The sequence below is a fragment of the Paenibacillus sp. FSL R7-0333 genome, assembly GCF_038000365.1.
In the GTDB taxonomy this organism is placed as follows: domain Bacteria; phylum Bacillota; class Bacilli; order Paenibacillales; family Paenibacillaceae; genus Paenibacillus_AQ; species Paenibacillus_AQ silagei.
Map to the genome: position 1 here is coordinate 838,390 of NZ_JBBOBZ010000001.1, position 26,159 is coordinate 864,548.

The 26,159-nt window shown below is 52.3% G+C and carries 23 protein-coding genes and 1 pseudogene; 16 read left to right on the top strand and 8 right to left on the bottom strand.

The genetic code is table 11. From position 1 onward, the window contains the following. Positions 1-69: 69 nt before the first annotated feature. Complete coding sequence (locus MKY86_RS03490; RefSeq protein WP_076078997.1) at positions 70-1,548, top strand: potassium/proton antiporter; 1,479 nt, start codon at positions 70-72, stop codon at positions 1,546-1,548. Between the two features lie 247 nt (positions 1,549-1,795). Continuing rightward, positions 1,796-2,251 (top strand): Dps family protein, encoded by a 456-nt coding sequence (locus tag MKY86_RS03495; RefSeq protein WP_076078998.1) that lies wholly within the window; start codon positions 1,796-1,798, stop codon positions 2,249-2,251. Between the two features lie 158 nt (positions 2,252-2,409). On the opposite strand, the gene MKY86_RS03500 is transcribed toward MKY86_RS03495, so the two are convergent. The 3 genes from MKY86_RS03500 to MKY86_RS03510 form a co-directional block, all read right to left on the bottom strand. After that, entirely contained in the window at positions 2,410-3,861 is a 1,452-nt protein-coding gene (locus MKY86_RS03500; protein ID WP_036726139.1) for an IS1182 family transposase, read from the bottom strand. A gap of 230 nt (positions 3,862-4,091) precedes the next feature. Next, the gene (locus MKY86_RS03505) at positions 4,092-4,796 is read right to left on the bottom strand and encodes an AIM24 family protein (protein WP_076081008.1); all 705 of its coding nucleotides are present in this window, start codon (positions 4,794-4,796) and stop codon (positions 4,092-4,094) included. Positions 4,797-4,808: 12 nt separating this feature from the next. After that, complete coding sequence (locus MKY86_RS03510; protein ID WP_143803785.1) at positions 4,809-5,300, bottom strand: hypothetical protein; 492 nt, start codon at positions 5,298-5,300, stop codon at positions 4,809-4,811. Positions 5,301-5,508: 208 nt separating this feature from the next. Here MKY86_RS03510 and MKY86_RS03515 point away from each other — a divergent pair, with 208 nt between their 5' ends. The 10 genes and pseudogenes from MKY86_RS03515 to modB all read left to right on the top strand — a co-directional run bounded on the left by MKY86_RS03515 (position 5,509) and on the right by modB (position 12,887). Continuing rightward, positions 5,509-6,195 (top strand): M50 family metallopeptidase, encoded by a 687-nt coding sequence (locus MKY86_RS03515; RefSeq protein ID WP_076081013.1) that lies wholly within the window; start codon positions 5,509-5,511, stop codon positions 6,193-6,195. A gap of 187 nt (positions 6,196-6,382) precedes the next feature. Next, positions 6,383-7,066 (top strand): hypothetical protein, encoded by a 684-nt coding sequence (locus MKY86_RS03520; protein ID WP_076081015.1) that lies wholly within the window; start codon positions 6,383-6,385, stop codon positions 7,064-7,066. 233 nt (positions 7,067-7,299) lie between these two features. Continuing rightward, complete coding sequence (locus MKY86_RS03525; RefSeq protein WP_076081017.1) at positions 7,300-8,265, top strand: helix-turn-helix transcriptional regulator; 966 nt, start codon at positions 7,300-7,302, stop codon at positions 8,263-8,265. Positions 8,266-8,604: 339 nt separating this feature from the next. After that, a pseudogene (locus MKY86_RS03530) lies at positions 8,605-9,015 on the top strand (ABC transporter permease); the annotation flags it as partial. Positions 9,016-9,478: 463 nt separating this feature from the next. Continuing rightward, entirely contained in the window at positions 9,479-10,033 is a 555-nt protein-coding gene (locus MKY86_RS03535) for an RNA polymerase sigma factor (RefSeq protein WP_083685401.1), read from the top strand. Next, a complete protein-coding gene (locus MKY86_RS03540; protein WP_076081021.1) occupies positions 10,034-10,354 on the top strand; it encodes a hypothetical protein in 321 nt (106 codons plus the stop codon). Beyond that, positions 10,332-10,709, top strand: coding sequence for a PLDc N-terminal domain-containing protein (locus MKY86_RS03545; protein WP_076081023.1), 378 nt, complete (start codon positions 10,332-10,334; stop codon positions 10,707-10,709). Before MKY86_RS03540 ends, MKY86_RS03545 begins: the two co-directional genes overlap by 23 nt. Before the next feature lie 19 nt (positions 10,710-10,728). Beyond that, positions 10,729-11,109 (top strand): hypothetical protein, encoded by a 381-nt coding sequence (locus MKY86_RS03550; RefSeq protein WP_076081025.1) that lies wholly within the window; start codon positions 10,729-10,731, stop codon positions 11,107-11,109. 342 nt (positions 11,110-11,451) lie between these two features. Further along, positions 11,452-12,195, top strand: a complete 744-nt coding sequence (modA, locus tag MKY86_RS03555) for a molybdate ABC transporter substrate-binding protein (protein WP_340827762.1) — start codon at positions 11,452-11,454, stop codon at positions 12,193-12,195. Positions 12,196-12,224: 29 nt separating this feature from the next. Beyond that, entirely contained in the window at positions 12,225-12,887 is a 663-nt protein-coding gene (gene modB, locus MKY86_RS03560; protein ID WP_076081029.1) for a molybdate ABC transporter permease subunit, read from the top strand. A 369-nt stretch (positions 12,888-13,256) separates the two neighbouring features. Here modB and MKY86_RS03565 read toward each other — a convergent pair whose 3' ends face one another. After that, entirely contained in the window at positions 13,257-14,873 is a 1,617-nt protein-coding gene (locus MKY86_RS03565) for a helix-turn-helix domain-containing protein (protein ID WP_076081031.1), read from the bottom strand. Beyond that, the gene (locus MKY86_RS03570) at positions 14,860-16,665 is read right to left on the bottom strand and encodes a sensor histidine kinase (protein WP_076081033.1); all 1,806 of its coding nucleotides are present in this window, start codon (positions 16,663-16,665) and stop codon (positions 14,860-14,862) included. The genes MKY86_RS03565 and MKY86_RS03570 overlap by 14 nt, the downstream gene beginning before the upstream one ends. A gap of 222 nt (positions 16,666-16,887) precedes the next feature. On the opposite strand from MKY86_RS03570, the gene MKY86_RS03575 reads away from it, so the two are divergent. The 4 genes from MKY86_RS03575 (at position 16,888) to MKY86_RS03590 (ending at position 22,593) form a co-directional block, all read left to right on the top strand. Next, complete coding sequence (locus MKY86_RS03575; RefSeq protein WP_340826172.1) at positions 16,888-18,459, top strand: extracellular solute-binding protein; 1,572 nt, start codon at positions 16,888-16,890, stop codon at positions 18,457-18,459. Positions 18,460-18,536: 77 nt separating this feature from the next. Continuing rightward, entirely contained in the window at positions 18,537-19,445 is a 909-nt protein-coding gene (locus tag MKY86_RS03580) for an ABC transporter permease (RefSeq protein ID WP_036723142.1), read from the top strand. A gap of 24 nt (positions 19,446-19,469) precedes the next feature. Then, positions 19,470-20,339: a carbohydrate ABC transporter permease gene (locus MKY86_RS03585; protein ID WP_076081038.1), complete on the top strand. Its 870-nt coding sequence runs from the start codon at positions 19,470-19,472 to the stop codon at positions 20,337-20,339. A gap of 49 nt (positions 20,340-20,388) precedes the next feature. Further along, on the top strand, positions 20,389-22,593 hold the full coding sequence (locus tag MKY86_RS03590) for an alginate lyase family protein (RefSeq protein WP_076081041.1): 2,205 nt from the start codon (positions 20,389-20,391) through the stop codon (positions 22,591-22,593). Between the two features lie 48 nt (positions 22,594-22,641). Here the strand turns inward: MKY86_RS03590 and MKY86_RS03595 are convergent, their stop codons facing one another. The 3 genes from MKY86_RS03595 to MKY86_RS03605 form a co-directional block, all read right to left on the bottom strand. Next, a complete protein-coding gene (locus MKY86_RS03595; RefSeq protein WP_143803790.1) occupies positions 22,642-23,445 on the bottom strand; it encodes a (2Fe-2S)-binding protein in 804 nt (267 codons plus the stop codon). Then, entirely contained in the window at positions 23,430-24,431 is a 1,002-nt protein-coding gene (locus tag MKY86_RS03600; protein WP_076081047.1) for an ABC transporter substrate-binding protein, read from the bottom strand. The genes MKY86_RS03595 and MKY86_RS03600 overlap by 16 nt, the downstream gene beginning before the upstream one ends. A gap of 81 nt (positions 24,432-24,512) precedes the next feature. Then, positions 24,513-26,150 carry an AraC family transcriptional regulator gene (locus MKY86_RS03605; RefSeq protein ID WP_076081050.1) on the bottom strand — a complete coding sequence of 546 codons (1,638 nt, stop codon included), beginning with the start codon at positions 26,148-26,150 and terminating at the stop codon, positions 24,513-24,515. Positions 26,151-26,159 lie beyond the last annotated feature (9 nt).

Consider the following 26,159-nt stretch of genomic DNA (forward strand, 5'->3'; position numbering starts at 1 on the left):
CATACACATACTATAAAATACATGGGGCTAAGGCGAATACCCGCTCCCGGGAAAGGTGTGAACCGGTTCATGACTCATCTTGCAGATCAAATCATCCTGCTGCTGGCGGCTTTGCTGCTGATCGCCGTGCTCTCCACCAAATTCTCCACCCGTTTTGGCATGCCTGCCCTGGTCCTGTTTATTGCAGCCGGCATGGTCCTCAGCCATTTTATTTATTTCAACAATGCTTCGCTCACGCAGATTGCCGGCATTTTTGCCCTGGTGGTGATTCTGTTTGAGGGCGGGATGCAGACGAGCATGAAGGATATTCGCCCGATTCTGAAGCCGGCGTTGTCGCTGGCTACACTCGGAGTGCTGCTGACTGCGGTGATCGTTGGTGTTTTTGCCAAATTTATACTCGGGGTGCCCTGGGCGGAGAGCTTCCTGTTCGGGGCCATTGTCGGCTCCACAGATGCGGCGGCAGTATTCTCCGTGCTGGGCGGCAAAAATATCGACAAACGGCTGACCTCGACGCTTGAAGCCGAATCCGGCAGCAATGATCCGATGGCTGTATTCCTTACCGTGTCGCTGATTGAATGGGTGCAGCACCCGGATACCGCAGTCTGGAGCCTGGTGCTGTCGTTCTTCTGGGAGATGGGGGTAGGGCTGCTGGTCGGGATCATCATCGGCAAGCTGGCAGTGTATCTGATTAACCGGATCAATCTGGACTCCACCGGGCTGTATCCAGTCATGGCGGTAGGCTTCGCAGTTCTGACTTACGGAGTCTCGGCTATGGTGCACAGCAGCGGACTGCTTGCCGTCTATGTCATGGGGCTGGTGCTGGGGAATTCCGAGCTGGTGTACCACCGCACCATTATGAATTTCAGTCATGGCTTTGCCTGGATGATGCAGATTGCCATGTTCATTCTGCTCGGAATGCTGGTCTTCCCGCAGGAGCTGGCGGCTGTGGCTTGGCAGGGGCTGCTGCTGTCCGTCATCCTGATGGCCCTGGCAAGGCCGCTCGGCGTATTCCTCAGCCTGCTATTGTCCCGGTTCTCCTTCCGTGAAAAGACACTGATCTCCTGGGCCGGGCTCCGGGGAGCCGTCCCGATTGTCCTGGCGACCTACCCGCTGCTCGCGGGGCTGCCGCATGGCAGGCTGTTCTTCAATGTCGTATTCTTCGTTGTTCTGACCTCGGCAGTGATTCAGGGAACAACCATTTCACCCCTGGCCTCGCGGCTGAGGCTGGTGGGGCGTGAGCAGGCGTCCCAGCCATCCTTGATGGAGCTTGTCGCGCTAGGGAAGACTGATTCCGAATTCAATCATATCGGAATCGACCGGCAGATGGCGATATCCGGCATGCAGATTGCAGAGATCGGCCTGCCGGACGATATTCTGTTCACGGCCATTATACGGAACAAGACCATCGTGACGCCGCATGGCAGCACGGTGATTGAGCCCGGAGATACGGTATATGTGCTTAGCCCCAAGAGCAAGCGGGAGGAGATGCGTGCCATCTTCCGCAGCGGACTGGGACGGGCGGCAGAGACGGATATCCCTACGGTATAAGGGACATCCTACGGGAGGATGTAAGCTTCTCTTCCGGTTCGGGTGATTTATGTCAATCCATGTGCTTTTGCAGAGATGTGATTCAAATTATAGGATAGCCTCCCGGAGGAGTGCTAGAATGTGCAGTACATCAAGGATGCGGGACATTAGATTGCAATACAGTAAAAAGTGTGTTAAATTGTATATAGATTTAGAACGAGTCTAAATACAATATATTGTAGAATACACATTCCGGGAGGTTATTTAAATGAGTACACAAGTTAACAGCCACACTGCACTGCATGCTGTTCTGAACCGTCAGACCGCGAACTGGACGTTGCTGGGAGTGAAGCTGCATCACTACCACTGGTATGTCAGCGGAACCCAATTCTTCACCCTGCATGAGAAATTCGAAGAGCTGTACAATGAAGCTGCGGGTTATGTGGATGAGCTGGCTGAGCGGCTGCTCGCCATCGGCGGACGTCCTGCTTCTACGATGGCAGAGTACCTGAAGCTCTCCAGCCTGAAGGAAGCTGCCGGCGGTGAGAGCGCCAAGGAAATGGTGGCACAGCTGGTTCAAGACTTCGCTGCCGTAGCTGAAGAGCTGAAGCAGGGCATTACTAGCGCAGAGGAGGTCAGCGACCAGCCTACCGCCGATCTGCTGATCGGAATCCGGACAAGTGTAGAGAAGACAGCCTGGATGCTGAACGCTTATCTGGCGTAACTCCGGCATCGGACATATAAAAGAGCGCCCGCGTTATACAGAGGCCACTGAAAAACTAGCCTTTCTTAGAAAAAGTAAAAAAACGTATTTAAAAGACGACGTTATTCGGTTTCTCCGAATGGACGTCGTCTTTTTCTTACCTATTTCTTCAACTTTGGTTACTCCATGAGTTTCAATATTCGTTTTAAATTAACAGTGAATATCGCCATGGCTCCTTGAATCTCCATGCCAACTAAACCCGTGGAAGATGCAACATCGTACCCGTGTCTGTGTTTGAGTTCGCTATTCTTGGCTTCTATTTTGTAGCGCTCTTTCGCTTTGACCTTAAAGGGTTCACTTTCCTGAAACACAGCTTGCTTGGCATGTTCGTTGCTCTTTATACTTACCGAGTAGGTCTTACTCCGAGCGCCTTCTGTGTAGCACCCTTCCTTTAAAGGACATCGCTTACACTTTTCAATATCATAAAAGTAGGTATCCTTTTGGTTTTTGCCCTGTCCCTTTTTGCCTTGCCGTGCTCTTCGAATGGCCAGATGCCCGGCTCTGCAGACATACATACCCGCATCTTTATTAAAATCGAATTCGTCTTCTTTTCTTCGGTTTCCTTGCGTAATCTGTGGATGTAATTTGGCCACAAGTTCAATGCCCTGCTCCGTACTGTAAGCAATATTGTCTTTTTCTGAATAGGCCTTGTCTCCAATGACTGTCTCTACGCTCATGCCCGCAGCTTTGCTCTTTTCAATAAGAGTTTGCAATTCCTTCCCGTCGTTTCGTTCTCCCGTGGTAATGGTCGCTGCCGTAATGATTCGCTCTTCACTCATCGCGATATGGGTCTTGTACCCGAAAAATGAGGAATCTGCGCTTTTGTGGCCTACTTTGGCATCTGGATCAGTAGAAGTCTGCAACTGTTCGACATCGTCAGCGACGGTTTCTTTCAATAGATTGAAGGGTTCTTTGACCTTGGGGAGTCCGGTAAAACGTCCGTCCTTTTCAATGACCTCAATGAGATCTTGGCAGTACCCGATTTCATCTTCCAGTACATTCGTAACGGGCTTCACTGGAAAGGAACTTTTCATAGATTCATCTAAGGCATAGATTGCTTTTCGTACCTTTTTGGAACGTTCTCGCAGCAACTCTTGCGGACTTTTTTGGGTATAGCGGGCTTTGGTGTGGGTAGCATCGACAATAATGGATTTGCTGCGAATGATTCCTTGCTGAATGGCAATCTCCACCGTTTTACCAATGAGTATATCGAGCAACTTCATATCTTTCAGCCGCAACTTACGAAATTTGCTCAGTAAACTAGAATCAATAACCTCTTCCTCTGGCGCCATATGTAGAAAAAACTTGAACGACAAATCGGTTTTGGTGCGTTCCACAAGATCGCCGTCAGACAAGTCATAAATGGATTTAAGCAGTAGATATTTAAACATTCGGACCGGGTCTACCGCGGTTCGTCCATTATCTTGGCAATACCTTTCGTTTAGTTCCTCATAAACAAAGCTGAAGTCCACCAACTCGTCCATGCGCCGCAACAAGTTATCTTTTGGAATGAGTATATTGTAAAGTTCGATATACGGGCTCAAGATAAAACTTTGCTGCTTAGGAAGCATGAAGACCACCAGCCTTTGATTTAATTCTTTAATTGTATCGAAAAAAAGAGACATTCTTTGTGTCGAATGTCTCTTTCAGTTCTTTATGGACTTTTTCAGTGGCCTCCGTTATACATGCGGGCGCTCTTTGCTTAAAATATAAGAATTTATATGTTGCACACAATAACTTATCCTTCTATTTCTCGCTGAAACGGTACCGTCCTTTAAAAGGACGGCAATGCCGTTTCCACTTACTTAATAAATACACCGCCGAAGGGCAGGGCTTCCCGCAGGAAGCGTTTGATAATACCGTCTTCATTATTGTCGCGCTCGAAGCGTCTGCTCTGGCGTCCGGCCTGGAACAGCACAGGCCCATGGCCGGTCATCTTCCAGTGATAGCTCATATGCTGGCTGGCGAGGTGGTTGCCGTACACCGTCAGCTCAAGCTTGGCATTCTCGGGATAAGCGATAATACTGCCGGCATCGACATAGAGCGGATCGAAGGGATGCAGCTCGGCTTCGCAGACCGTGCCCTCCGTGAGAATGCCGATGCTGCCGCGGCCGGAGAATTTGACCTTGACGATATCCCGGGTAATCAGCATATTCTTCATGCTCAGCACTCTTGTCTGCATCGTGACGCCCTTGCTGTAGAAGAAGAGGTGCCTGAAGTCGTAGAGCAGATCGCTTTTGCTGTCGAGCTGGATGGTCTTGACCCGGTAGCCGGGCGGCAGCGCGGCTGTGAACCGGCAAGGGCCGATCAGATCCGCCCGGATCAGCTTGCGCTTGCGGTACATGCCCTTCACATCCATGAACCGGTCGGCCCGTCCCGCCGAAGGGCCCTGGTAAGCAATAATCTGCTGCGGATGCAGCACATGGACCTCCTCGTTCTCCTGAACGGTAAAAGCAACCGCCTGTCCGCTGCCGCTGTCGCCTTCATCCTGAATGTCAATGTTCATTCTTCATCCTCCTTAACGCAGCCGGTCGCTTCTTCTGGAGCGGTACCGCATCGTGAAGCGCAGCACCCGGATCAGCAGGAAGTAGCCCAGCAGAAGAGCAATCCCGGAGATGACCGTCACCTTGATCCGGTTGAAGTAGTTCTCTCTCGCCGTGCGGTCATTTTTCAGTTCGTCCACGACCTGGCTGAGCTGGCGGTTCTGCTCCTGCAGGGCAGCATTCTGGGACTGATACGTCTGCATTTGCTGCAGGCTGTCCGTCAGCTGCTCCTTGGCTTCACCGAGATCCTCCTTCGTCTGCTGAAGCTCTTCTGCAGTCTTCTGGTAACTCTCCTGCAGCTTGGTGACTTCTCCGGGAAGCTCCGAGAAGCTCTGTATTCCATTGTATATATCATTCAGATAATTGGCCTTGGCCTCGGGGGCAGGCCAAGTGAGAGTAAGGCCAAGCATAAGCAGGGAAGAACCCAGCAGCCTCAGCATCACTCCTGTTACCCGTCTTTTCATCAACTGATCACCACCTGTTAGAGCTAATTGTCCTCCTATTTTATCATAGCTGCTTGCTGTTTGAACAACCCGGGCGGCTGTAGGCATAATTACCCTTTGTGTCTATGGAGAGAACCAAGAGGTAATACAGTGTTAAGGCAGGGATGGTTTCCATAATATTGAGTGTCGCTGCAAATTAACGTATACTGTGAACGGAAAGGGGCTGTATTCAATGAATAGATGGCTCAAAACACTGTTGTTCCTGGCGGGCTCCGCCCTGTTGACCCGGTTTATTCCGTTCTCCTCCTTATTCCGTAATCTGGATACCATGTTCCATGAATTCGGCCACGCGCTGATGACTCTGCTGCTCTCCGGCAATGTGCTGCGCATTGAGCTGTATTCTGATCACAGCGGTGTGACCTATTCGGCGATTGCTGCCGGAGGCAAGGCGATCCTGGTGTCGCTGGCGGGTTATCCTCTGGCTTCACTGTTCGCGTTGCTGCTCTTCTATTTCTATAGTAGAGATAAGCGGGAATGGGGGCTTGTTCTGACCAGCCTGGTCGCGCTGATTATGCTTGTGCTGTATGTACGGGGCGGCTTCGGGATGATCTGGCTAAGCGGCTTCATTCTGCTGAATGCTGCGATGCTGTTCCTCTGGCCGAAGGTCAGCAAGGTGTACTATCTGTTTCTTGCGTTCCTGACCCTGGAGGAGTCTGTGATGGGGACCTTATTCCTGGTCTATGCTTCCGTCGTGACGCCTTCCCGGGCAGGGGACGCGGCGAATCTGGCCAGATTGACCATTTTACCGGCCCCTGTGTGGTCACTCCTGTTCTTCCTCTTGGCATTGCTGTGTGCAACCTGGGCCCTTGGGCTGTTCTTCCGGCATGAGAAGGCGGGCAGACGGGTCCGATTGATGTAATGCGTAAAACTTTGTTCGTCATATTTTGACAAAAGAATAGACTTTCATAAAGAGGCAATCACCTTTTGGGGTAGGTTGGCTCTTTTTTTGTCGATATTATAGGACCGAACATACATTCCATGACAAGGAGTTGTCCGCCAATATTGGTACATTAATAGAAGACCCAAATTAAGAAAGAGGTGGAAATATGCAAGCAAGTATTCAGACGTTGTTTACATGGAGCCAGGAGCGTATTTTGGCAGGCGGTGCCAAGAAAATAGTGCTGCTCGTGGAGTGGAAGGGAGCGCTACAAGGGGAGGATTCCCGCAAGAAGAGCCGCAAGGTGGTAGCCCGGGATATTGAGCTGCGTGTCTGGCTCGAAAGTCATGTCAAGGTAACAGGATGTTACGGCTGTAGTGCAGAAGAAGGAGAGGGGAGGTCACTGCTCCTGAAGCTAGGCAAAATCCATTCCGGGCAGCGCAGGTACATCGCCCTGGAATTCATGATGGCTGGTATGCCTGCAGGCATACATGAAGCCCTCTGGCTGCAATGGCAATACAAGCAGCCTACGGTGGAACGTATCCGCGAGCTGCCGCTCAAGAAGCTGGGAATCGAATATTCCCATCATACCGGCCTGCTGGGGGCCAACTCCTGCTTCCATGTGGAGAAGCATCTGGCGCTGCTGCAGACAGAGGCGCTAATCGCGGAAGCCCAGGAGGCCCGGATGAAGAACAAGCCTGAGGTACCCGCAGATATTCTTCGCAGGCAGGCCGATCAACTACTCCTGATGGCTGCCCGCTCCGGGGATATGCAGCTGCTCAGAGAAGCGGAAGCGCTGTATAAAAGACTGGAGGCAGAGCATCTGCCGCTCAGCAGGATAGGAATGAGATAATTGCTGGGAAGCTGCGTAGATAGAATAGGAATTACCCATACATAGGGCTCAAATATAGAATCACACTCGGCGGAGCAGATAAAGAAATGCGTAATATCTAAATGTGGTAACATAGTAAAATAGTTCTATTATATTTTCTTATCTCGGTTATTACATCCTTGGTTATAGATATATATAACTAGTTTATTTAAAAATAATGGGTCTATTTTACCATAAGTCAAGGAGAACTGAATATGACAGACCGATTGATCCGGCTGATGCGCATCATTACGCTAGTTCAAGCCAAACCGGGAATTCTGGCCCGTGAGCTGGCGGAACGATGCGGCAACAGCGAGAGAACGATTTATCGGGATATGGATGCGCTCAGTGCCATGCATATCCCCATTACTCATATGGGACATGGCAAGGGGTATGCTTTTATCGGTAATTTCGCGCTGTACCCCTTGGATTGGTCAGAAGAGGAAGAAGAGGCTTTTTCACAGTTGCGCAGTATTATGGCGGAGATCAAACCTTTGCTGCCCCCGAGCTTTGAAGACGCATACGAGAAAGTGATGGCTGCAGATTATAAGCAAAAGGCAGAAAGGGAAGAAACAATGGAGCGTACGAAAAAGGAAGCCGGGCCAAACTGGACGGAAAGCAGCAGATCTCAGGGAGACCAGCCTCTCTTTCTGACCGACATTCTTGATGCCGTAATGAAGCAGAGAAGCATACAGGCCGACTATAGTGAGAATGCCTACGAAGAAAAAGGTATCCGGATTGATCCCTATTGCCTGGTCCCGCTAGAGAATCGTTTTCACCTGATTGGTTTCTGTCACCGCTTCGGGATCATCCGCACCTTTCATATTAACGGCTTCTCCAGTGTCAATCCGCTGGACAGGTGGTTCTCCAAAGACCAGTTCGATCTGCAGTCCTTCATGGAGCAGAAATGGTCCCTGGAACAGGACAGCCTGCAGGTTGAATTCAGAGTCAAATTCTCGCAGCGGATGATGGAACGGCTGAAGCAGGAGGAGATGTTTGTAAAGCCGAGCAGGGTGGACCGCCAGAACCGCAGCCTGCATTTTAAGGTCGCTGTGGAGCAGGATATCGGCTTCGTTCATTGGATTATGAAATACAAGGAAGAGGCTGAGATTATGGAGCCGCTATATTACCGGGATGTGCTGAAGCAACAACTGGAGAAGTGGCTGTCGCTATATAAATAACGATAGGTATATTTCCCCACACTTTTATGCTCTGATATATTCATACAAAATTCATAGGGTTAGTTATATGCATAAATTTTCCTTGCCTAGATAGGACATCCATAGTAAAGTTATACATTAAATAACAGTAATATGTATTTAAAGTTAATTAGATTACTTATTATGTTAGGTATTAGTTAATATATCTAACTTTTTAAATAGTTTTCCTGACCAGGCATTTGACCTTCGTTCAATTTTAACAGAAAAGAGGGAGAGACTTGATCCAGCCGATTCTGAGCATTGAGAACCTGCATACCCACTTTTTAACGGACCGCGGTGAGGTTCCGGAAGTGGATGGTGCTCTACGCGATTGCCATCGTCAACATTCCGACCTACGGCCGGCTGGTCCGGGCCAAGGGGCTGAGCCTGAAGTCCGAGGAGTACATTACGGCGGCCAGGGCCATCGGGATGAAGAACGGGCGGATTCTGTTCAGCCACATCCTGCCGAACAGCCTGACGCCGATCATTGTTCAAGGCACTCTTGGCGTCGCGACAGCCATCATTGAAGCCGCTGCCCTGGGCTTCCTTGGACTGGGCGCTCAGCCGCCCGACCCGGAATGGGGCAAGATGCTATCGGATTCCCGCCAGTTTATCCAGAAGGCCCCCTGGACCGTAGTGTTCCCGGGTCTGTCCATCATGCTGACCGTCCTCGGCTTCAACCTGATGGGCGACGGCCTGCGGGATGTGCTGGACCCGCGGATGAAGAACTGAATCTGAATAGAAGGTATTCGCAAGGGCTGTCCCAAGCCATATCAATGGCTGCTTGGGACAGCCCTTTATTTTAACAGAAGGTGGTTTACTGTTGGAAGGCGCGAGGATGCTTCACCTGTTAGGATGATGTTGTTCAAATATAGTTAGTTGTAGAATGTACACTTAAAAACAGCAAAAAAGCATAGCTTCATCTTTTAACTGTATTCTGTACAACTAAATCTGCCTACTTAGCTGATAACCGGGAGAAGGATGCTTTTTAAATGTCCGAAATACAACTAAACGTGGAAATGGTTATGAATAGGACATTTTAGTTGTACAAAGTGCAATTAAGCCAAACCACCTCCTATCCTCGGGTCAGGGCTATTTTCAAATTTCATTAACTTTTTCTAAAAATAACCTTGTGAATTTTCGAACAATATCTGGGATGCTTCGTAATGTAGGTTGAAAGGGCGGCGGGGAACAGATGATGACCGACAAACAGCTCGTTGAAGGATGCAAGTCCGGTCAACAGGAGCATCTTGAGTTTCTCATTGTCAGGTATAGGGATGATTTATACCGGTTCTGCCGCCATCTTACCTTGAACCGGCAGGATGCGGAGGATTTGTTCCAGGAGGTATGGGTACGTGTGCTCCGCAAGCTGGAGAAGTATGATGCGGAGCGTCCCTTTAAGCCTTGGCTGTTCCAGGTGGCCTTCAACATGTACCGTGACCGCTACCGGAAGTGGAAAAGCGTGTATGCCCTTTGGACCTGGTTGTCCTCGGATGCGGAGCTTATACATATTAGAGACCCGGCTCCACTGGCAGAAGAGGATCTGCTGCGGCATGAGGAGCACCGGTTCCTGGAGGAATGCCTGCGGAGTCTGCCCAAACGTTACCTTGCCCCTCTTGTACTGTATTACTATGAGGAGTTCAGCTATGAGGGCATAGCGGAGGTGCTGGGAGTTCCCCTCGGAACTGTCAAATCCCGATTGAATCATGGCAAGAAGCTGCTGCACAAGCTAATGAAGGAGATGAACTAAATGAAGGAGTCCGGAGACGAAGACCGGCTGCTGACGGAATATTTCAATCTGCCGCTCACGTCATCATCAGAGCTTGTCTCTAATACGATTCAGCGGATACAAGGGCGCAGGACAATGGGCGCACTTTCCATTTTAATGGCCCTGCAATGGCTGATATTCATGGTGCTGGGACTGTACTTCCTGGCTGGTCCGGCTGCCCTGCAATGGAAGATCAGCATGGGGCTGCTGTTCATTCTGTCTCCAATGGTCGCCGGAACATTGCTGTTGTACAGTACTATGGGAGGCGGGAGAGGGTCTTATGAAAGTTCACTTAACCGTTGAAAAATATGTTTTTTGGGCGCTTACAGCAACCATCCTGGTAAGCTGTATTGCGCTGGGGTACGCTATAAGCCCCTATATGGGCGAGTTTATGGAGGAGAATCTGACCTGGCTCATCGTGATAAGCCTGTTGGCCCTGCTGTTCCTGGGGCTGAATGTGCTAATCGCGGTATTCATTTATAAAGATGCCTCGCGGCGGCGGATGAATGCCTGGCTGTGGGTGACTGCGGTCATCTATATCCCTAATTTCATCGGTCTGATCCTGTATCTCCTGGCAAGGAAACAGCATCACATTCACATAGCATCTAATGCAGGCAATGAGGGTATCCGTTGTCCGCATTGCGGCCATCTAATCTAAACCGGGGAGTGTTGGGAATATGAAGAATAAATGGATGAAACTGGGGATTTTGATCGTCATGGCGTCGGTGCTGCTGACTTCCTGTGACAAGAAAATAATGTACGTCGGGTCCAGCACGAAGAGCAAAATAAGCGGCTCCTACAAGCTTTTTACGGGCACAGAGGAGAAGAAGCTGAGCATGAAAAGCGGTGAAACGATCAGCATCGATTACAAATCCAAGGTGGAAAAGGGCCAGCTGTCCATGAAGTTATACGGGCCGGATAATGAGGTGCTTACTGAACTGGCAACCAATGAATCAGGTACCGAGAAGGTGGAAGCCGGGAAGGACGGGAAATACCGGATTGAAATCAAGGGGGAAGATGCCAAGGGAAGCTTCAAGATTGCCTTCAAGGTCGAATAACAGGAACTGTGAGAAGATTATTGCGAATAGCCCTAGAAATGGCCTCTTCCCTATACACTATACAATAGGGCGGGGTTTTTTTAGCGTGCGGCTAGGGTTATCCCTATTTTATTAGAATTTATATGTTTTGGGGTCCCCGCAAAGTACCTGAGTCATCATCGAAGCTAAAGCCGCACTTTGTGGGGGTGTTTTGATACTAATTATAACTAAACATATACAAACATAATCAAATGCATTGTATAATTCGATTTAACTTGCTAGAATATGATCAAAATAAAGAATAGTGATGGGGAGGTATGGAGTGTGCTGAAGAAGTGGTTAGCGGGATTGTTGGTGCTGCTTATGGTGGCGGGCGTGTCGGCGGGTTCAGCAGGAGATGTTGAGGCGGCAGTGAAGAAGACGGAGATTATTGTCTCCGCAGCAGCGAGTCTGCAGGATAGTCTGGACAAGATTGCTGTACAGTATGAGAAGCAGCATCCTGAGATTAAGCTGGTGTTCAATTATGGCGCCTCAGGTACGCTACAGAAGCAGATTGAGCAGGGGGCACCGGCCGACTTGTTCTTCTCGGCAGGCGATAAGCAGATGAACGCGTTGGTGGATAAAGGGCTGATCGCTGACCACAAGGCGCTACTGAAGAATCAATTGGTCGTCGTGGTTCCTTCTGATTCGAACACGAAGCTTACAACTATTACTGACCTTACCGCTTCAGCCTTCAAAAAGGTAGCCGTAGGCCAGCCTGAATCGGTACCGGCCGGACAATACGCTCAGCAGTCCTTGACCGCGAAGAAGGTATGGGATACGCTGCAAAGCAAGCTGGTCTTCGCCAAGGATGTCCGCCAGGTGCTGTCCTATGTGGAGACAGGCAATGCAGATGCCGGGTTCGTCTACAAGACGGACGCTTTAACCTCGAAGAAGGTGAAGATCGCCCTGACGGTGGGCGGCCATGTGCACAAGGCGATTAACTATCCGGTGGGTATTGTTAAGGATTCGAAGCATCAGGCGGAGGCCAAAGCCTTCTACAGCTATGTGCAGACTGCTGCGGCCAGCTCGGTCTTCACCGGCTACGGCTTTCAATTAGCGAAATAAGTAACTTCTATTAGATAGGGTGAAAAGAGATGGAGATCAATTGGAGCGACTTTTTCGCCCCGGTCTGGCTGTCCATCAAGATTGCGGTATTGACCAGTATCATCGTGTTCCTGTTGGCCATGCTGGCAGCCAGGAAGATGGCGGGGCGCAGGTTCTTCGGACATAATCTGGTAGAGACCGTGTTGCTGCTGCCGCTGGTGCTGCCGCCAACCGTGGTCGGCTTCGTCCTGCTGGTCTTCCTCGGGCGGCGCAGCTGGATCGGCAGGCTGTATGAACAGTTCACAGAGCAGACGATTCTGTTCACCTGGGGGGCAGCGGTCATTGCCGCAGTCGTGGTGGCTTTTCCGCTGGTATACCGCACGGTCAAGGCAGGCTTCGAGGGGGTAGAGAAGGACCTTGAGGATGCAGCACGTGCGCAGGGAGCCAGCGAGCTTCAGGTGCTGCGCTATGTGACCCTGCCGCTGGCCGGGCGTTCGCTGGCTGCCGGTTATGTCCTCGGCTTCGCCCGAGGGCTGGGCGAATTCGGGGCAACGATTATGGTGGCGGGTAATATTCCGGGCCGCACCCAGACCGTGCCTACCGCGATCTATGTGGCGGTGGATGGCGGCAACATGACGCTGGCCTGGATGTGGGTCGGCTCGATCATTGTGATCTCCATGCTTATGCTGATGTTCGTGAACCGCCGTTCCTGACGGATGATTACAGGTTAACAAGAGCAACCCCCGTCCTCACCAGATTTCCTGTGAAGGCGGGGGTTGTTTACGGTAAACCGGACACAACCAGACAGCCGCTGGCCCATGGACCAAATGTAATCGAAAAACCGACTACAATTAGACGGAAGACGGCGCGTAAGGCAAATGTAATCGAAAAACCGAACACAATAGGACCGGGAGCGGCGCGTAAGCCAAATGTAATCGAAAAACCGACTACAATTGGACGGAAGACGGCGCGTAAGCCAATGTAATCGAAAAACCGACTACAATAGGACGGAGGACGGCGCGTAGGCCAAATGTAATCGAAAAACCGACCACAATCGGCCAGCCGACGGCCCATAGTCCAATTTATATGCTGTGTGTTCCCTGCCGGCGGTAATCCGAGGGGGAGACGCCGGTCTCCTTCTTGAAGATCCGGTTGAAGGACCGGTAATTCTCGAAGCCGATGGATTCGGAGATTTCGAAGGTTTTGTGGTCGGTGGTGAGCAGCAGCAGCTTGGCCTGTTCGATCCGCAGGCGGGTCAGGTATTGGACAAAGCTCTCGCCGACGGCCTTCTTGAACATGGAACTGAAGTAGGGCACGCTGTAATTGATCGAAGCGGCCAGCTCCTCCAGCTTGTAGGGATAGCTGAGATCTTCGCGCATCTGTTGAATGATACGTGTGATGGAGGCATCGATCTTCCGGCCGCCCTCCTGAAGCTGCTGAAGCTTGCGGAAATGATCGCAGGTGATCTCATGTACAGCGTTGAATGTCTGGCACAGCTCGATTTGTACACGCAGCTCTGCTTCAAGATCCGCCCCGCCTTCCGCCCCAATAACGTTATGGCTCATATCCAGAAAGACTCGCAGATATAGGGACTTGATCTGCTCCGGGTCCCAGGCTTGCTCCATCGCCTGACGGTGCAGGGATTGGCGCTCCTGCTCCAGAGCCGCCGTGCTGAGATGCGGCTCCAGCAGTGCTTTCTTCAGCACCTTGCTCCAGAAGCGGCTCTGCGGCTCAGGAATCCGCTGGAAGCTGGAGAGCTGCCCCCACTCCCCAATGCCGATAAGCTCATTGCAGCGGTAAAAGAACGGATACGGCGCCGAAGCCAGCAGCTTCAGTGCCTCCGGCCGGTCCTCCAGTCCCTGTTCGAAGCTGCACAGCAGGGCGATGCAGCTCATCCGGAGATTCGCGGCCAAGGATTCCAGCACCTGCTCCAGGAAGCGGGGTCTCTCCGTCTTGAAGCTGTCGGTATACAGGGCAAGGAACCGCCCTTTGTCGAGGGCGATAACCTTATGCGGGCCTATGCTGCCGAGCAGCTCCTTCAGCACGTTCACCCCGGCGAATTGCCACAGCTTCAACTCCTCCAGCTGGTCGATCGGGAAGCGCAGGGAGTTGCGGTCCAGCTCCAGCAGCAGGGTCATGAAGCCCTGGCCGTGAAGCGGAAGCTGCGAGTCCGCAAGACTGTGCAGCCACTTGGCTTCCGCCGCCGGGCTGCGCAGCATTTCCAGGAACAGGCTCTGCTCGATCTCCAATTCGCTCAGGCGGACCTGCTGCTCCAGCTGCAGATAATTGTCTCTCGTCTCGCCGCGTGAATCCGCCAGGACCGCCAGCTCCTCCATCGTCCGGGTCAGCAGTCCCGGATCGGAGAGGCAGTCATCCTTAATCAGATAGGAGGCGGCCTTCAGATGAATGGCCTGCTGGGCATAGTGGAAGTCCTGATGGCAGGTCAGGATAATGATCTGCGGCGCACGTACCCCGCTCCGTTCAATCTCGCGCAGCATCTCCAGCCCGTTCATGCCCGGCATCGTAATGTCGGTGACGATCAGCTCCGGCTTATGCTTCAGGAACAGCTCCAGCCCGTCCCGGCCATCCTCGGCTTCACCGACAAGGGTGAACAGGTCTGCGCGCTCCTCAATGAAATGCCGGAAGACGGTTCTTGCCGGAATCTCGTCCTCCACAAGGACAACTCTATAGTGATTCATGATGTTCCTCCTTAATCAGAACGTTCCCGGATGGCAGCAGCATGCGGATGGTCAAGCCTTCACCCGGAGCGCTTGTGAGCAGGATCTGTGTCTCCGCCCCGAACAGCAGCTTCATGCGCATCCATACATTCTGCAGTCCGATGTTCTCGGCAGACTCTTCCTGCTGGAGATGGAGCTGCAGCTTCCTCAGATCAGCCTCTTCCAGACCGTTCCCGTCATCCTCGACTTGTACAATAATATGGCTCCCGCCGGGACTTCTGTATACGCGCACACGGATATGCCCTTCCGGTGCCTTACGCGGGAGAATGCCGTGGAACACGGAGTTCTCAATCAGCGGCTGCAGACCCAGCTTCGGAATCATCATGCCCCGCAGCGGCTCCTCAATCTCAGCCTCCAGATGAATCTGGCATTTGTAGCGCATATTCAGCAGCCCGACATAATCCGCCAGATAATCAAGCTCCTGCTGGAGCTGCACCGTCTGCTCGAAATTCTCCATGGAATACCGCAGCAAGGCCACCAGCCTTCCCATCAGGGAGTTGATCTTCTCATAATCCTTCATCATGGCGAACATACGGATCGTATTGAGGGTATTGTACATGAAATGGGGGTTGATCTGCGATTGCAGCGCCCGGATCTCCAGCTTGCGCTTCAGATCCTCCGAATCATGCAGGTCTGCCAGCAGATCCTGTATGCGGACAGCCATGGTATTGAGCATCCGGCCCAGATCCCCTATTTCATTATTGGCGAAATGGGTGACTCGGGCATCGAAATTCCCTTTTTTCAGAGCATCGACCTGCCGCTTCACAGCCTGTAGAGGCCGGTAGAGCTGATACCCGAAGCCGACCACACAGAGCGCCCCCAGACAGACCAGAATCAGCAGAAAATAAGTGACCGTCCGGCGGATAATCTCGGCGCTGGCCGTCAGCTCCTTGGACGGAATCTCCGAGAGCACGATCCACTTGTCGTAGGTGGAGGTCTGTTTGACAGAGACTATTGAGGAGCCAGCCGCGAACTGATCCGGGTGCTTCAGCTCCTTCCAGCGCTTCAGAATCTCCTGCACCCGCTGCGTATCCGCCTGCTTCTCCAGCTTGCTGGTTGTGGCAATGGTCAGGCCGTCTTCCGTCAGCAGGGAGATAGAGCCCTCGCTCCCAAGCTGAATATTCTCAATCTGCTGCTGGTATTGGCTATTATTCATGGAGATCAGCAGCACGCCCTTCAGGTCCTTATATAAGTCGAAGGGAACGCGTGAGATATAATAGGTAGACGAATTCAGAATAGCCAGCTCAGGCAGTGAGTGCTTGTCCAGAAAAAGATTCGGCCGTCCCGAAGCCAGATACGCTTCAATCAGCGGCCGGTACGGGGACTCCTCCAGCATGGCCGGGGCTTCCGTGGAGGAGAGGACCTCTCCTGTAACGGCGGAATAGACCTGTAGGCCCTCCACATTCCCGATGATGGCGGACGCGCCGCTGAGCACGGAGATCAGATCCTTTTTGCGGACCACCTCTTCAAAATATTGGGCCGAAGGCGATACCAGCGCGCTCTGAATGGACGAGATCCGCGAATATTGCTCGCTGAGCTCCCGCAGCCGGGTCATGGTTAATTCAATCCGGTCCACGACCTGATTGACGAGCTGGGCATTCAGGCGGTTCACCTGCTGCTCCACCGTCGTGCTGGATACGCTTACAGAGATGAAGGACAGCACAATCAGCGGAACCACCGAGATGGCGAACATGACCACAATCATCTTAATGTAGAAGCTCCGCCGCAAAAAGCTGAAAAAGGGTGAATTCATAGCGTCACATCCGTTAAGGGTTTTGGACTATGGATACCGGGCAGGCTATCCTAAACAGATTATAGTACATTGGCGGACATGGAGATACCTGCGGACCGGCAAATCTTAAAAATGGTGACACTTTGGCTGGAATCCGGCATGTTCTTAAGCTCCGGCGTCTTCTATAATCCAAAGTGTAAGCACGATGTAAACGCAATCAATACAAGCAAATGGGGGATGACAATGAATATTACAAAAAAGCTTGTACCGCTTGTAGCTTCGGCGGCGTTGATGGTAACTGCACTGGCGGGCTGCGGCGGCGGCAATAATTCTGCGGCAGGCAGCACAGCGGCACCGGAAGGCAGTACACCAAGCGGTGAGGCTAGCAAGCCGGCCAGCATCAAGGCCATGACCATTCTGTTCGGCAATCCGCCGGAGATGACGAACAACAAGGCGCTGGAGGATCTGGAGAAGCGCGGCAATGTAGATCTGAACGTAACCTTCGTGCCATCCGAAGCCTATACGGACAAGCTCTCTGTGGCGGTATCGGCCGGAGATTCCTATGACCTGCTGCTGATGGATGGCGGCAAGGACGATAAATTCAACAACCTGGTGAAAATGGGCGCTTTTCATGACCTGACCCCTTACCTTGCGAAGACCAAGAATATAAGTCAGATTGATGAGGTGGTCTGGAACGGTGCCAAAATTGACGGCAAATCCTACGGGATTCCCCGGCCGCGCGGTCTTTACGGCGGAGGCGAAGCCAATATTCTGATCCGCAAGGACTGGCTGGATAAATATAATCTGTCGGTTCCGAAGACCATGGATGAGCTGACGAATGCGCTTGCGGTGTTCAAGGAGAAGGACCCGGCAGGCGGCGGCAAAACCATACCGTTCACGATCTACGGTTCTGACGGTGTGAATAGCCCCGGGCCGTTCTCGGGTGTCCTCCCGATCCAGTATGCCTTTGGCATTCCTAATGTGTGGAAGCTGGACGGCGACAACGTGGTCCGTGATTTCCAGACGCCTGAATACAAGGCATTCCTGGAGTGGCTGAGAGATTCCTGGAGCAAGGGCCTGATCGACAAGGATGCGCCGGTATTGAAGAACCAGGGGCAGGCGCGGAGTAAGTTCCTTGCGGGCACAGCGGGTGCTTTTGTCGGGAATGTCAGTGATATTGTAGAGACCAACGTAGAAAAGCTGAAGCAGACGGACCCGAAGGCCGAAATCGCGATTGTCGATGTGCTTGAAGGCGCGAACGGACAGAAGGGTGCTTCTGTACTCTCCGGGTACTACGGACTGTGGGCGGTTCCAAGCTCCGTACCGGAGGATAAGGTGCAGCAGATTGTAGACTTCCTTGACTTCACGGCCTCCGAAGAGAATGTAGCGTTCTCCAAAGCGGGAGTCACCGGCATCCATTCCAGCGATTTCAAGAATGGGGTTGCGGTGCAGACCGAGGAGCAGAAGAAGCAGTATGAGCTCGATAAGCCGAACAATTTCATCCTGGAGAACCGTGCAGATCCATATGTATACGCCAACTCCAAGGAGCCGGACATCCTGGCGCTGCAAAAGACAACTCTCGATACGATCAGCAAGATCGGGGTGGAGAATCCGTTCCTCAGCTACAACTCACAGTACGCCAGCAAGAATCCGGACAGCTATAAGAAAATGAGTGCGGTCATGACGAAGTATGTGCTGGGCGAGGGAGCCTGGGAGGATGTGCAGAAGGAGATTGATACCTGGACTAAGGGTCCGGGCGAGCAGATCACCAAGGAACTGCTGGACCAATATCACGCAGAGCATTCCACGAAGTAATACAACAACACTATATACAGAGGCAAAGGAGGGGCTTTCCCCTTTCTTTTGCCCATTTGGATAAGGAGGTTTAGCCTGTGCAAAGAGCTTTACGACCCAAACGGTTTCATCAGCTATGGCCCTTTTACTTACTGGCAGCACCGGGTATTCTCTACTTTCTCACCTTTCATTACATTCCGATGACAGGACTCATTCTGGCCTTCAAGGAATACAGCCCGTTCAAGGGCATGATGGACAGTCCCTGGGTGGGGCTGGATAATTTCAGACAGTTTTTCGGAACCTCCGATTTCTATATGTTGCTGAAAAATACGCTGCTGATCAGTCTGCTGAATCTGATCATTTATTTTCCCTTCACGATCCTCCTGTCGCTGCTTCTGAATGAAGTGCGGCTTAAGGTGTTCAAGCGTGTCTCGCAGACCATCGTATATCTGCCCCATTTTCTCTCCTGGGTCGTGATTTACGGGATTACGATTTCTTTCTTCGGGCCTTCGGGCGTCATTAACCATTACCTCGGCCAATGGTTCGACGGCAGCGCTAACTTCCTGGTCAGCAACGAATGGTTCCGGCCGCTGGTCATCTTCCAGTCGATCTGGAAGGATGCAGGCTGGGGCACGATTATCTTCCTGGCGGCACTGGCGGGGATTAACCCTGAGCAGTATGAAGCAGCCAAGGTGGATGGAGCAAGCCGATTGCAGAGCATCTGGCATATCACCCTCCCCGGCATCAAAGGGACCATCGTGATTCTGCTGTTGCTCCGTCTGGGCTCCTCGATGGACTCCAACTTCATGCAGATCTTCCTGATGACCAATAGCCTTAACCTGGATGTCTCCAATGTCTTCGATCTGTTCGTCTACCATGTCGGTCTGGAGCAATTCAATTACAGCTTCGCGATTACCGTAGGCATGTTCAAATCCGTTGCCAGTCTGATCCTGGTCCTCGGGGCCAATTATGCGGCGAAGCTGCTGGGTGAGGAAGGCATATTCTAGAACAAGAACAGGAGTGGAGAGGTTATGAAGCTTAAGGCAACCTGGTTTGACACCATTATTGTAGTCATGATTTGCTTAATCAGCTTGCTGGTTATTCTGCCTTTTCTATATATTATTGCGGTCTCTTTCAGTCCGCCGGGAGATTCTATGGCCGGGAATTTCTTCATCTGGCCCAAGCACTGGACACTGGATGCTTATAGCTATCTGCTGAATGCGAATACGTTCCTGACCTCTGTCAAGAATTCTGTCATTATCACGGCGATGGGAACGGTGCTCAGCCTGTTTGTCTCCATTACACTGGCCTATGCCCTGTCGAAGAAATTTCTGCCCGGACGCCGGATCATGCTGCTGGTTATTTTCTTCACGATGATCTTCCATGGGGGCATGATTCCGAACTATCTGGTCGTCAAAAATCTGGGTCTGATCGATTCTTACTGGGCGGTAGTGCTTCCGGCAGCCTCCAGTGCCTTCAATATTATGGTCATCCGCTCCTTCTTCCAGAGCCTGCCCGAGAGTCTGGACGAAGCAGCCAGAATTGACGGGGCCGGGGAATTCAGAATTCTCTACTCGATCGTGCTGCCGCTGTCCAAACCGATTATCGCCACCTTCACCCTGTTTTTCATGGTGCAGTTCTGGAATGAGTTCTTCTCGGCGGTCATCTATCTGAATGATACCTCGCGCTGGCCGATTCAACCGCTCCTGCGGCAGATGGTGGCAATCAGCGCCTCCAATATCTCGGCAGAGGCAGCGGTAGATGCTTCGCTTGCGGCCAACCTTGGACCCAATGTCCAGAATGCGGCCATTTTGCTGGCGATGCTGCCTATCGTCATAGTGTACCCGTTCCTGCAGAAGTATTTTGCCAAGGGAGCCATGCTTGGTTCGATTAAGGAATAGACTTTAGGCGGAGAGATCCGCGAATATAAAGGTGATGATAGAATTGACTATGGGATATAAAGATCTGCGCCACAATCCCGCATATACGAAGCCGCAGCTGGCTGCCGGGGAGTTCTTAAGCACAATGCTGGACTTGACCAGACCGGAGCTTGCTGAGGTAGCTGCGAAGCTGGACGTAGGCGATGTCCCCGGTGCACGGGATGCTTATTTAGAAGTCATTGCAGCGGGTAACAACGGGAGATATTACTTTGAGGTGAAGGATGTTCCCAAGCTTCGGGCGTACGCCGCCAGCCATTACAGCGGGGAGGAAGAGGCGCAGCAGGATATTGCCGAGGCGGACCGGATTGTGGAGGGGGATATTCCCCTGTTCAAAGGGAAAAGAGTGCTCTTCCGGCACGGAAGCTATGACTGGAACAGCTGGCTGTTCGACAGCTCGCAGTATCAGCTGCATCTGACCCGGTTCGTCTACGTGAAGCGCCTGTCCAGAGCCTATGCGCTGACCGGGGATGATAAATACGCCAGATGCTTCAATGATATGATCAGCCATTTCATTGACGACAACCCTATGCCGGTGGATGGTACCTTCCGGGCGGAGCATTGTAGCTGGGACCCCCTCTCCGCCGGTGTGCGGATGTTCATGCTGCCGGAAGCCTTCATTACCTTCTTCAGCTCCCCGGCCTTCGAGCCTGAGGTGAAGCTGAAGCTGATTCAGTCCTTCCAGCAGCACGGGGATTACGTCCGTAAATATCATGCCAGCGGCGGCAACCATGTCTGCATGCAGCTCCGGGGGCTGACTCAGACGGCGCTGCTGCTGCCGGAGCTGAAGGATTCCGCCGCATGGCTGGAATACGCCGGACGTAAGCTGCCGGGCTATATCCTTGAGAACGTCTACCCCGACGGGGTACAGTTCGAGGGCAGCCCGAATTACCACCTGATCGTCATGCGTGAGCTGTATGAGCTGGTGGTTCTTTACCAGAAGCTCGGCATCGATGCCGGAGAATACCGGGAGACGCTGGAGAAGATGTATGTCGTCACGATGCATCTGCTGGCCCCGGACGGGCAGCTGGTCAAGTTCGGCGATACCGATGTTCAGGTCGTCAGCGAGCTGCGTGGTGTCATGAGCCTGGGCGCTTACCTGTATCAGCGGGGAGACTTCAAAGCGCTGGGGCATGAGCGGCTGCCGTTCTCCCTGCTGTGGAGAATCGGGCCGGAGGCTGCAGCGGAGTATGATCAGCTGAAGGCCGTCGAGCCGGCGGAGACGGCAGCCTGCTTCCCGGCAGGCGGTTATGTGACCTCGCGCCAGGGCTGGAGCCCTAACGACATGTACATGGCGATGCGTGCAGGCGTCGGGATCGGCGGGCATGCGCATTCCGATGCGCTCAGCCTGGTGCTCTACGCCGGAGGACGCGAGCTGCTGGCGGATTCGGGTATGGGCTTGTTTGAGTGGAACAAGGAACGAAAATATACAGTCTCGACCCGTGCCCATAACACTGTGGTTGTCGACGGGCAGGACCAGCATGTCCGCAGCTTCCACTGGAATACACCGCCTACGGCGAGCTGCAGAATCTGGGATACACAGTTCAATGAAGCATATGACTACACCTTTGCGAGCCAGTACGGATATACCCGGTACGAAGATCCGGTGGTCCACTCCCGCAAGGTGCTGTTCGTCAAGAACAGCTATTGGCTGATCGTGGATCTGTTCGAAGCCAAAGGGCAGCACCGTTATGAGCAGTTCTTCCACCTGCCGCCGGGTGCAGCGGGCTACGATGCTCTCAGCGGGGACGTTGTCTCCCAACTGGAGGGGGCTAATCTGCTGCTGAAGCCGCTGCCCTCCGGGCTGGCCGACGACCGGCTGACGCTGGAGCAGGGCCTGATCTTCAAGCAAGGTCACTACCATGAGAGTCCGGTCATGAAGCGTTCCCTTACCCTAACCGGCAGTGCAGCCATCGTCACCCTGGCGGTTCCGTTCGGGGCAGCGAAGCTGCAGATGCATGCAGAACGGCTGCCTGTGCGGCAGCATGGGGAACTGCTCTCAGTGCAGGAGGCCACCGCGCTGCGTATCGTCATGGAGGACCGGGTGGATGACATCTGCCTTTACCATAAGAGTGTCGATGTCACGAGCTACCTCGACCATACCGGCAATATGATCTCTGAAGCGCTGCTGCCCCGCAAGACGGAGCCGGAAGGCATTGCGTTTGCCGGAGACAGCTATAACCAGGATGTTATTGTCATTAGTGGTCTTAGAGAATAGCAGAGCAGAACTAAGCAACGCCCATCCTGAACCGGGGATGGGCGTTGCTTAGTTGTCCAATATATTGTATCTCTCTTCCGGTGATAGCTTGGGGCAAGTGCTGCAATACTCTCCGGCATCAGGCCCAATCTTGATCCGGTAGGCTAGGCAGCAATGCCTGCGCAGATATAATGAATGGCCGCACAGCTTCGGATGCTCATACCGCCGGAACCGCATGGATAATTCATCCGGCTTCTCCGGCTGAAGCAGGGTAGTATAATCCTGGCTGATGATCCGGCCCCGATCCTCAGAGTCCCAGAGTCCCTTGTCCGTATGCAGTCTTTCATACACGTTATGCAAATTATGCGCAATCAGCGACCACATGATCTTCTCCTTAGCTCCCGTATACCCTGATACAGCCTGGAGCACCTGCCGTAAATGTGCCAGCAGGCGATCTATATAGCCGGAAAGGCAGGCTTGACGAACTTCCGAAGGGTTATCAGGCCATTTGTCCGTGGCTGCCGTCTCCGCTTCATAATGCATCATTCCTGCATCCGTTAGCCTGAACCGTAAAGCGCCGGGCAGCAGAGAGAGCGGGGTATCGAAGAGAGTGATGGAAGCGGCCAGTCCCATGATCAACACCGAGTACCTTTTGGCAAACAAAGTTCCGACCACAATTCCTCCAGGCTCCCCAAGCTGGAGTGATTGCTGCCCGATAATTAACGGGAGCTTCGCCTCGTCCAATAGATCTTCTGTACTGTAAGGAAAAGAATGATCCCGCTTCTCCGTGACCGTCACGGCAAAATGCTGCTGCATGAAATCTTGTATCCACTGGCTGCTAAAAGGTATAACCTCACTCATTGCTCTAGCCATGCCATGATTTCATCAATAATTTCACCCCGGCCGATCACTCCCCAGCCCTTAAAGAGCCAGAAGGAATCGGTCTCATGAACCTTTCCTCCCTGTACGGCAGGGATGTTCTTCCAGAGTGCGCTGGCCTGCATGTTGTCCAGGAAATCGCGGGCATTGGAATCCACCTCAAGGACGATAAAGTCTGCCCCCAGCTCCGGTATTTTCTCCAAGGATAAATCTGCTCTTTGCTCTTCCGGCGTAAGTGCGGCAGGTTCGAACCCGAGATCCTGGTAGAGTAATGCATTGGTTGGATGACCTTGCTTTGCGTACACTTGGAGTGTCTTCTCCCGTACACGGAGGTAGGCGAGTTTTTTGTTGTCCAGCGCTTTGATTTTCTCACTGGCCTGGACCGTTTTCTGTTCCAGTTCGGCAATTTTTTCCTTCGCCACATCCGTCTTGTCATACATCTCGGCAATGGTTAGCAGATCCTTGGTCCAAAAGGAAGTATCGTCGCCATAATCAAGCCATTCATTTCCAAGAACGATGGTAGGGGCGATTTTGTTCAGTTGCTCATACTTATTCTCGGCCGTCCGGCTCTCAATAAGAATCACATCCGGATCAAGCAAGGTAATGGCCTCAAGGTTGGGATTATCCGCCGAACCTACAGTTTGTACCCCCTGCAGCTTGTCAGCCATATAGGGAAGATACTCTCCTCCGTACCGGACCTCGGTGTTCACACCGGAGGGCTTCTCTCCGATAGTCAACAGATGATCTATGAACTCTGCCGAGAGAACAACGATTTTTTCGATTTTGGCCGGAATCACGGCTTCTCCCTTAAGGTGGGCAATCGTGCGTGTGCCCGGTTCCGCAGCCCCCTGATCGCTGGTTTGGGAAGCGGCGGGACTCTGTTCTTCGGAGGCCGGTTGTCCCGCTGTATTGCTGCAAGCGGCCAGTATCAGCAGCAGAACGGCAAGGAGCATGACCTGGATGGATTTCATTCGATTCATTTATTTCTCGTCTCCTTTGTGTAATAGATAATAATAATCATTATCATTATGATAGGAGATCGATACATGTTTTTCAATGGATTATAACCCTTTGTTGGCGTGGATAATTCTATCGTCCAGCGTTCCTATCCGGGATGCAACATACGACATGGCCCACTTTCTGCCTGAGGGTCCGAGTGTTTTGAACAACAGATCTCCGGCATCGAATACCCGGGACTGCTTCACTGCATCCAGTGAAGACCATTCTTTGGACGAGAGCAGTGCTTCCAGCCGTTGTCTCGATTCCAGGGTAGGGTCCGCAGCCAAAAAAATGGTTCCCGGGTTATACCCAGGAAGCTCATGAATCTCGAAATCCATTGATTCAGTCTGCTCACGGGTTGAGGGGGGCGGACTCAGTCCAAGATCTTGGTATAGCAGAGTTCCTGTCTGATTGGAGGCGCCGTACAAGCGGTAGAATTCAGAGCTGACTCTGATAAAAGAAACCGTGGGCAGTACATTCTGTGCTTCCAGCCGTGATCTAAGGAGGTGCTTCTGCTCTGCGTAGCGGTTCATCCAGTCGTCAGCCTGCTGCTCTCTGCCCAGAATACGGGACAACCGGGACAACTGCTGCTCCACATGATCGGTATGCTTAAGGACAACCGTGGGTGCGATGGACTCCAGCAACTCGCCTGGTAACAGCCGGTCGCTCCCGATAATCAGATCAGGCCTCACCCGTGCCAGCTCTTCATAATTCAACCGGGAACCGTTCAGGCGGACAATGTCCTGCTCCAGCACACCCGGGTGGGGGAGGCTGTAATTTCTTGACACCCGTTCCCGGTAAGACAGCGCAGCCACTGGCGTCAGGCCAAGTGTCATCAGGTAATCATCCAGACCATAGTAGAGAACAGCAATACGGATATGATTGTTTTTGAGGTAGCTGGCCGGTGCCACGCCTTCCGATTTTTTGAACACCCGGCTGAAATAATGCTCGTCCTTATAGCCCACTTCCTTGGCGATCTGCTTGACACGTTCGGAAGAGAAGAGCAGCTGCTTAGCCCTTTTTATCCGTTCCTCCAGCAAATAGGCCATAGGTGTCTTTTCTGTAAGCTGCTTGAACGCTCTGATGAAATGATTGGTGCTTAAGCCTGCCATTAGAGCCAGTTGCCCAACTTTAAGCTCTTGGTTGTAGTTGTTCTTCATGTGGGCAAGCACAATATCCATCCCTACAGCCTTGTCCTGATCAATATGCTTACTTGGTTGAAGCAGCAACGCGAGCAGCCGCTGCAGCCGGTACTTGGCATGCATGATATCCTCCGGGTTACGGGTGCGGTGAGAGGAGGTCATTTGCCGGGTGATCTCTGCAGCCCGTGGATGGCCGGGTGCTTCAAGCTTCCCGTTAACCGGAAATACCGGAGGATGGAGCTCCTGGTGCCTGTGATCCTTACGAAGCTGTATACAGGAGAAGAAAATGATCATATAACGCAGCGGTTCTGCCGTCAGCGCTTTGCCTTCCACTGAAGTTTCGGGCAACAACAAAAAGAGGTCTCCTTTATTCGCCGTAAGCAGCCCCCCATTTAGGATAATCTGCCCCTTACCTTCTGTTACATAACACAGGGCATGGTGGTGAAGGGTCCTTCGGGGCAAAGCTTCCCCTTCTGCCAATCTTCCGTAATAGCTGTGTACGCTTGAAAAAAACAAGCGCTCCAGCCTGAATGCTGCCTGCGGTATTGTGGATAACATGCGTTCCTC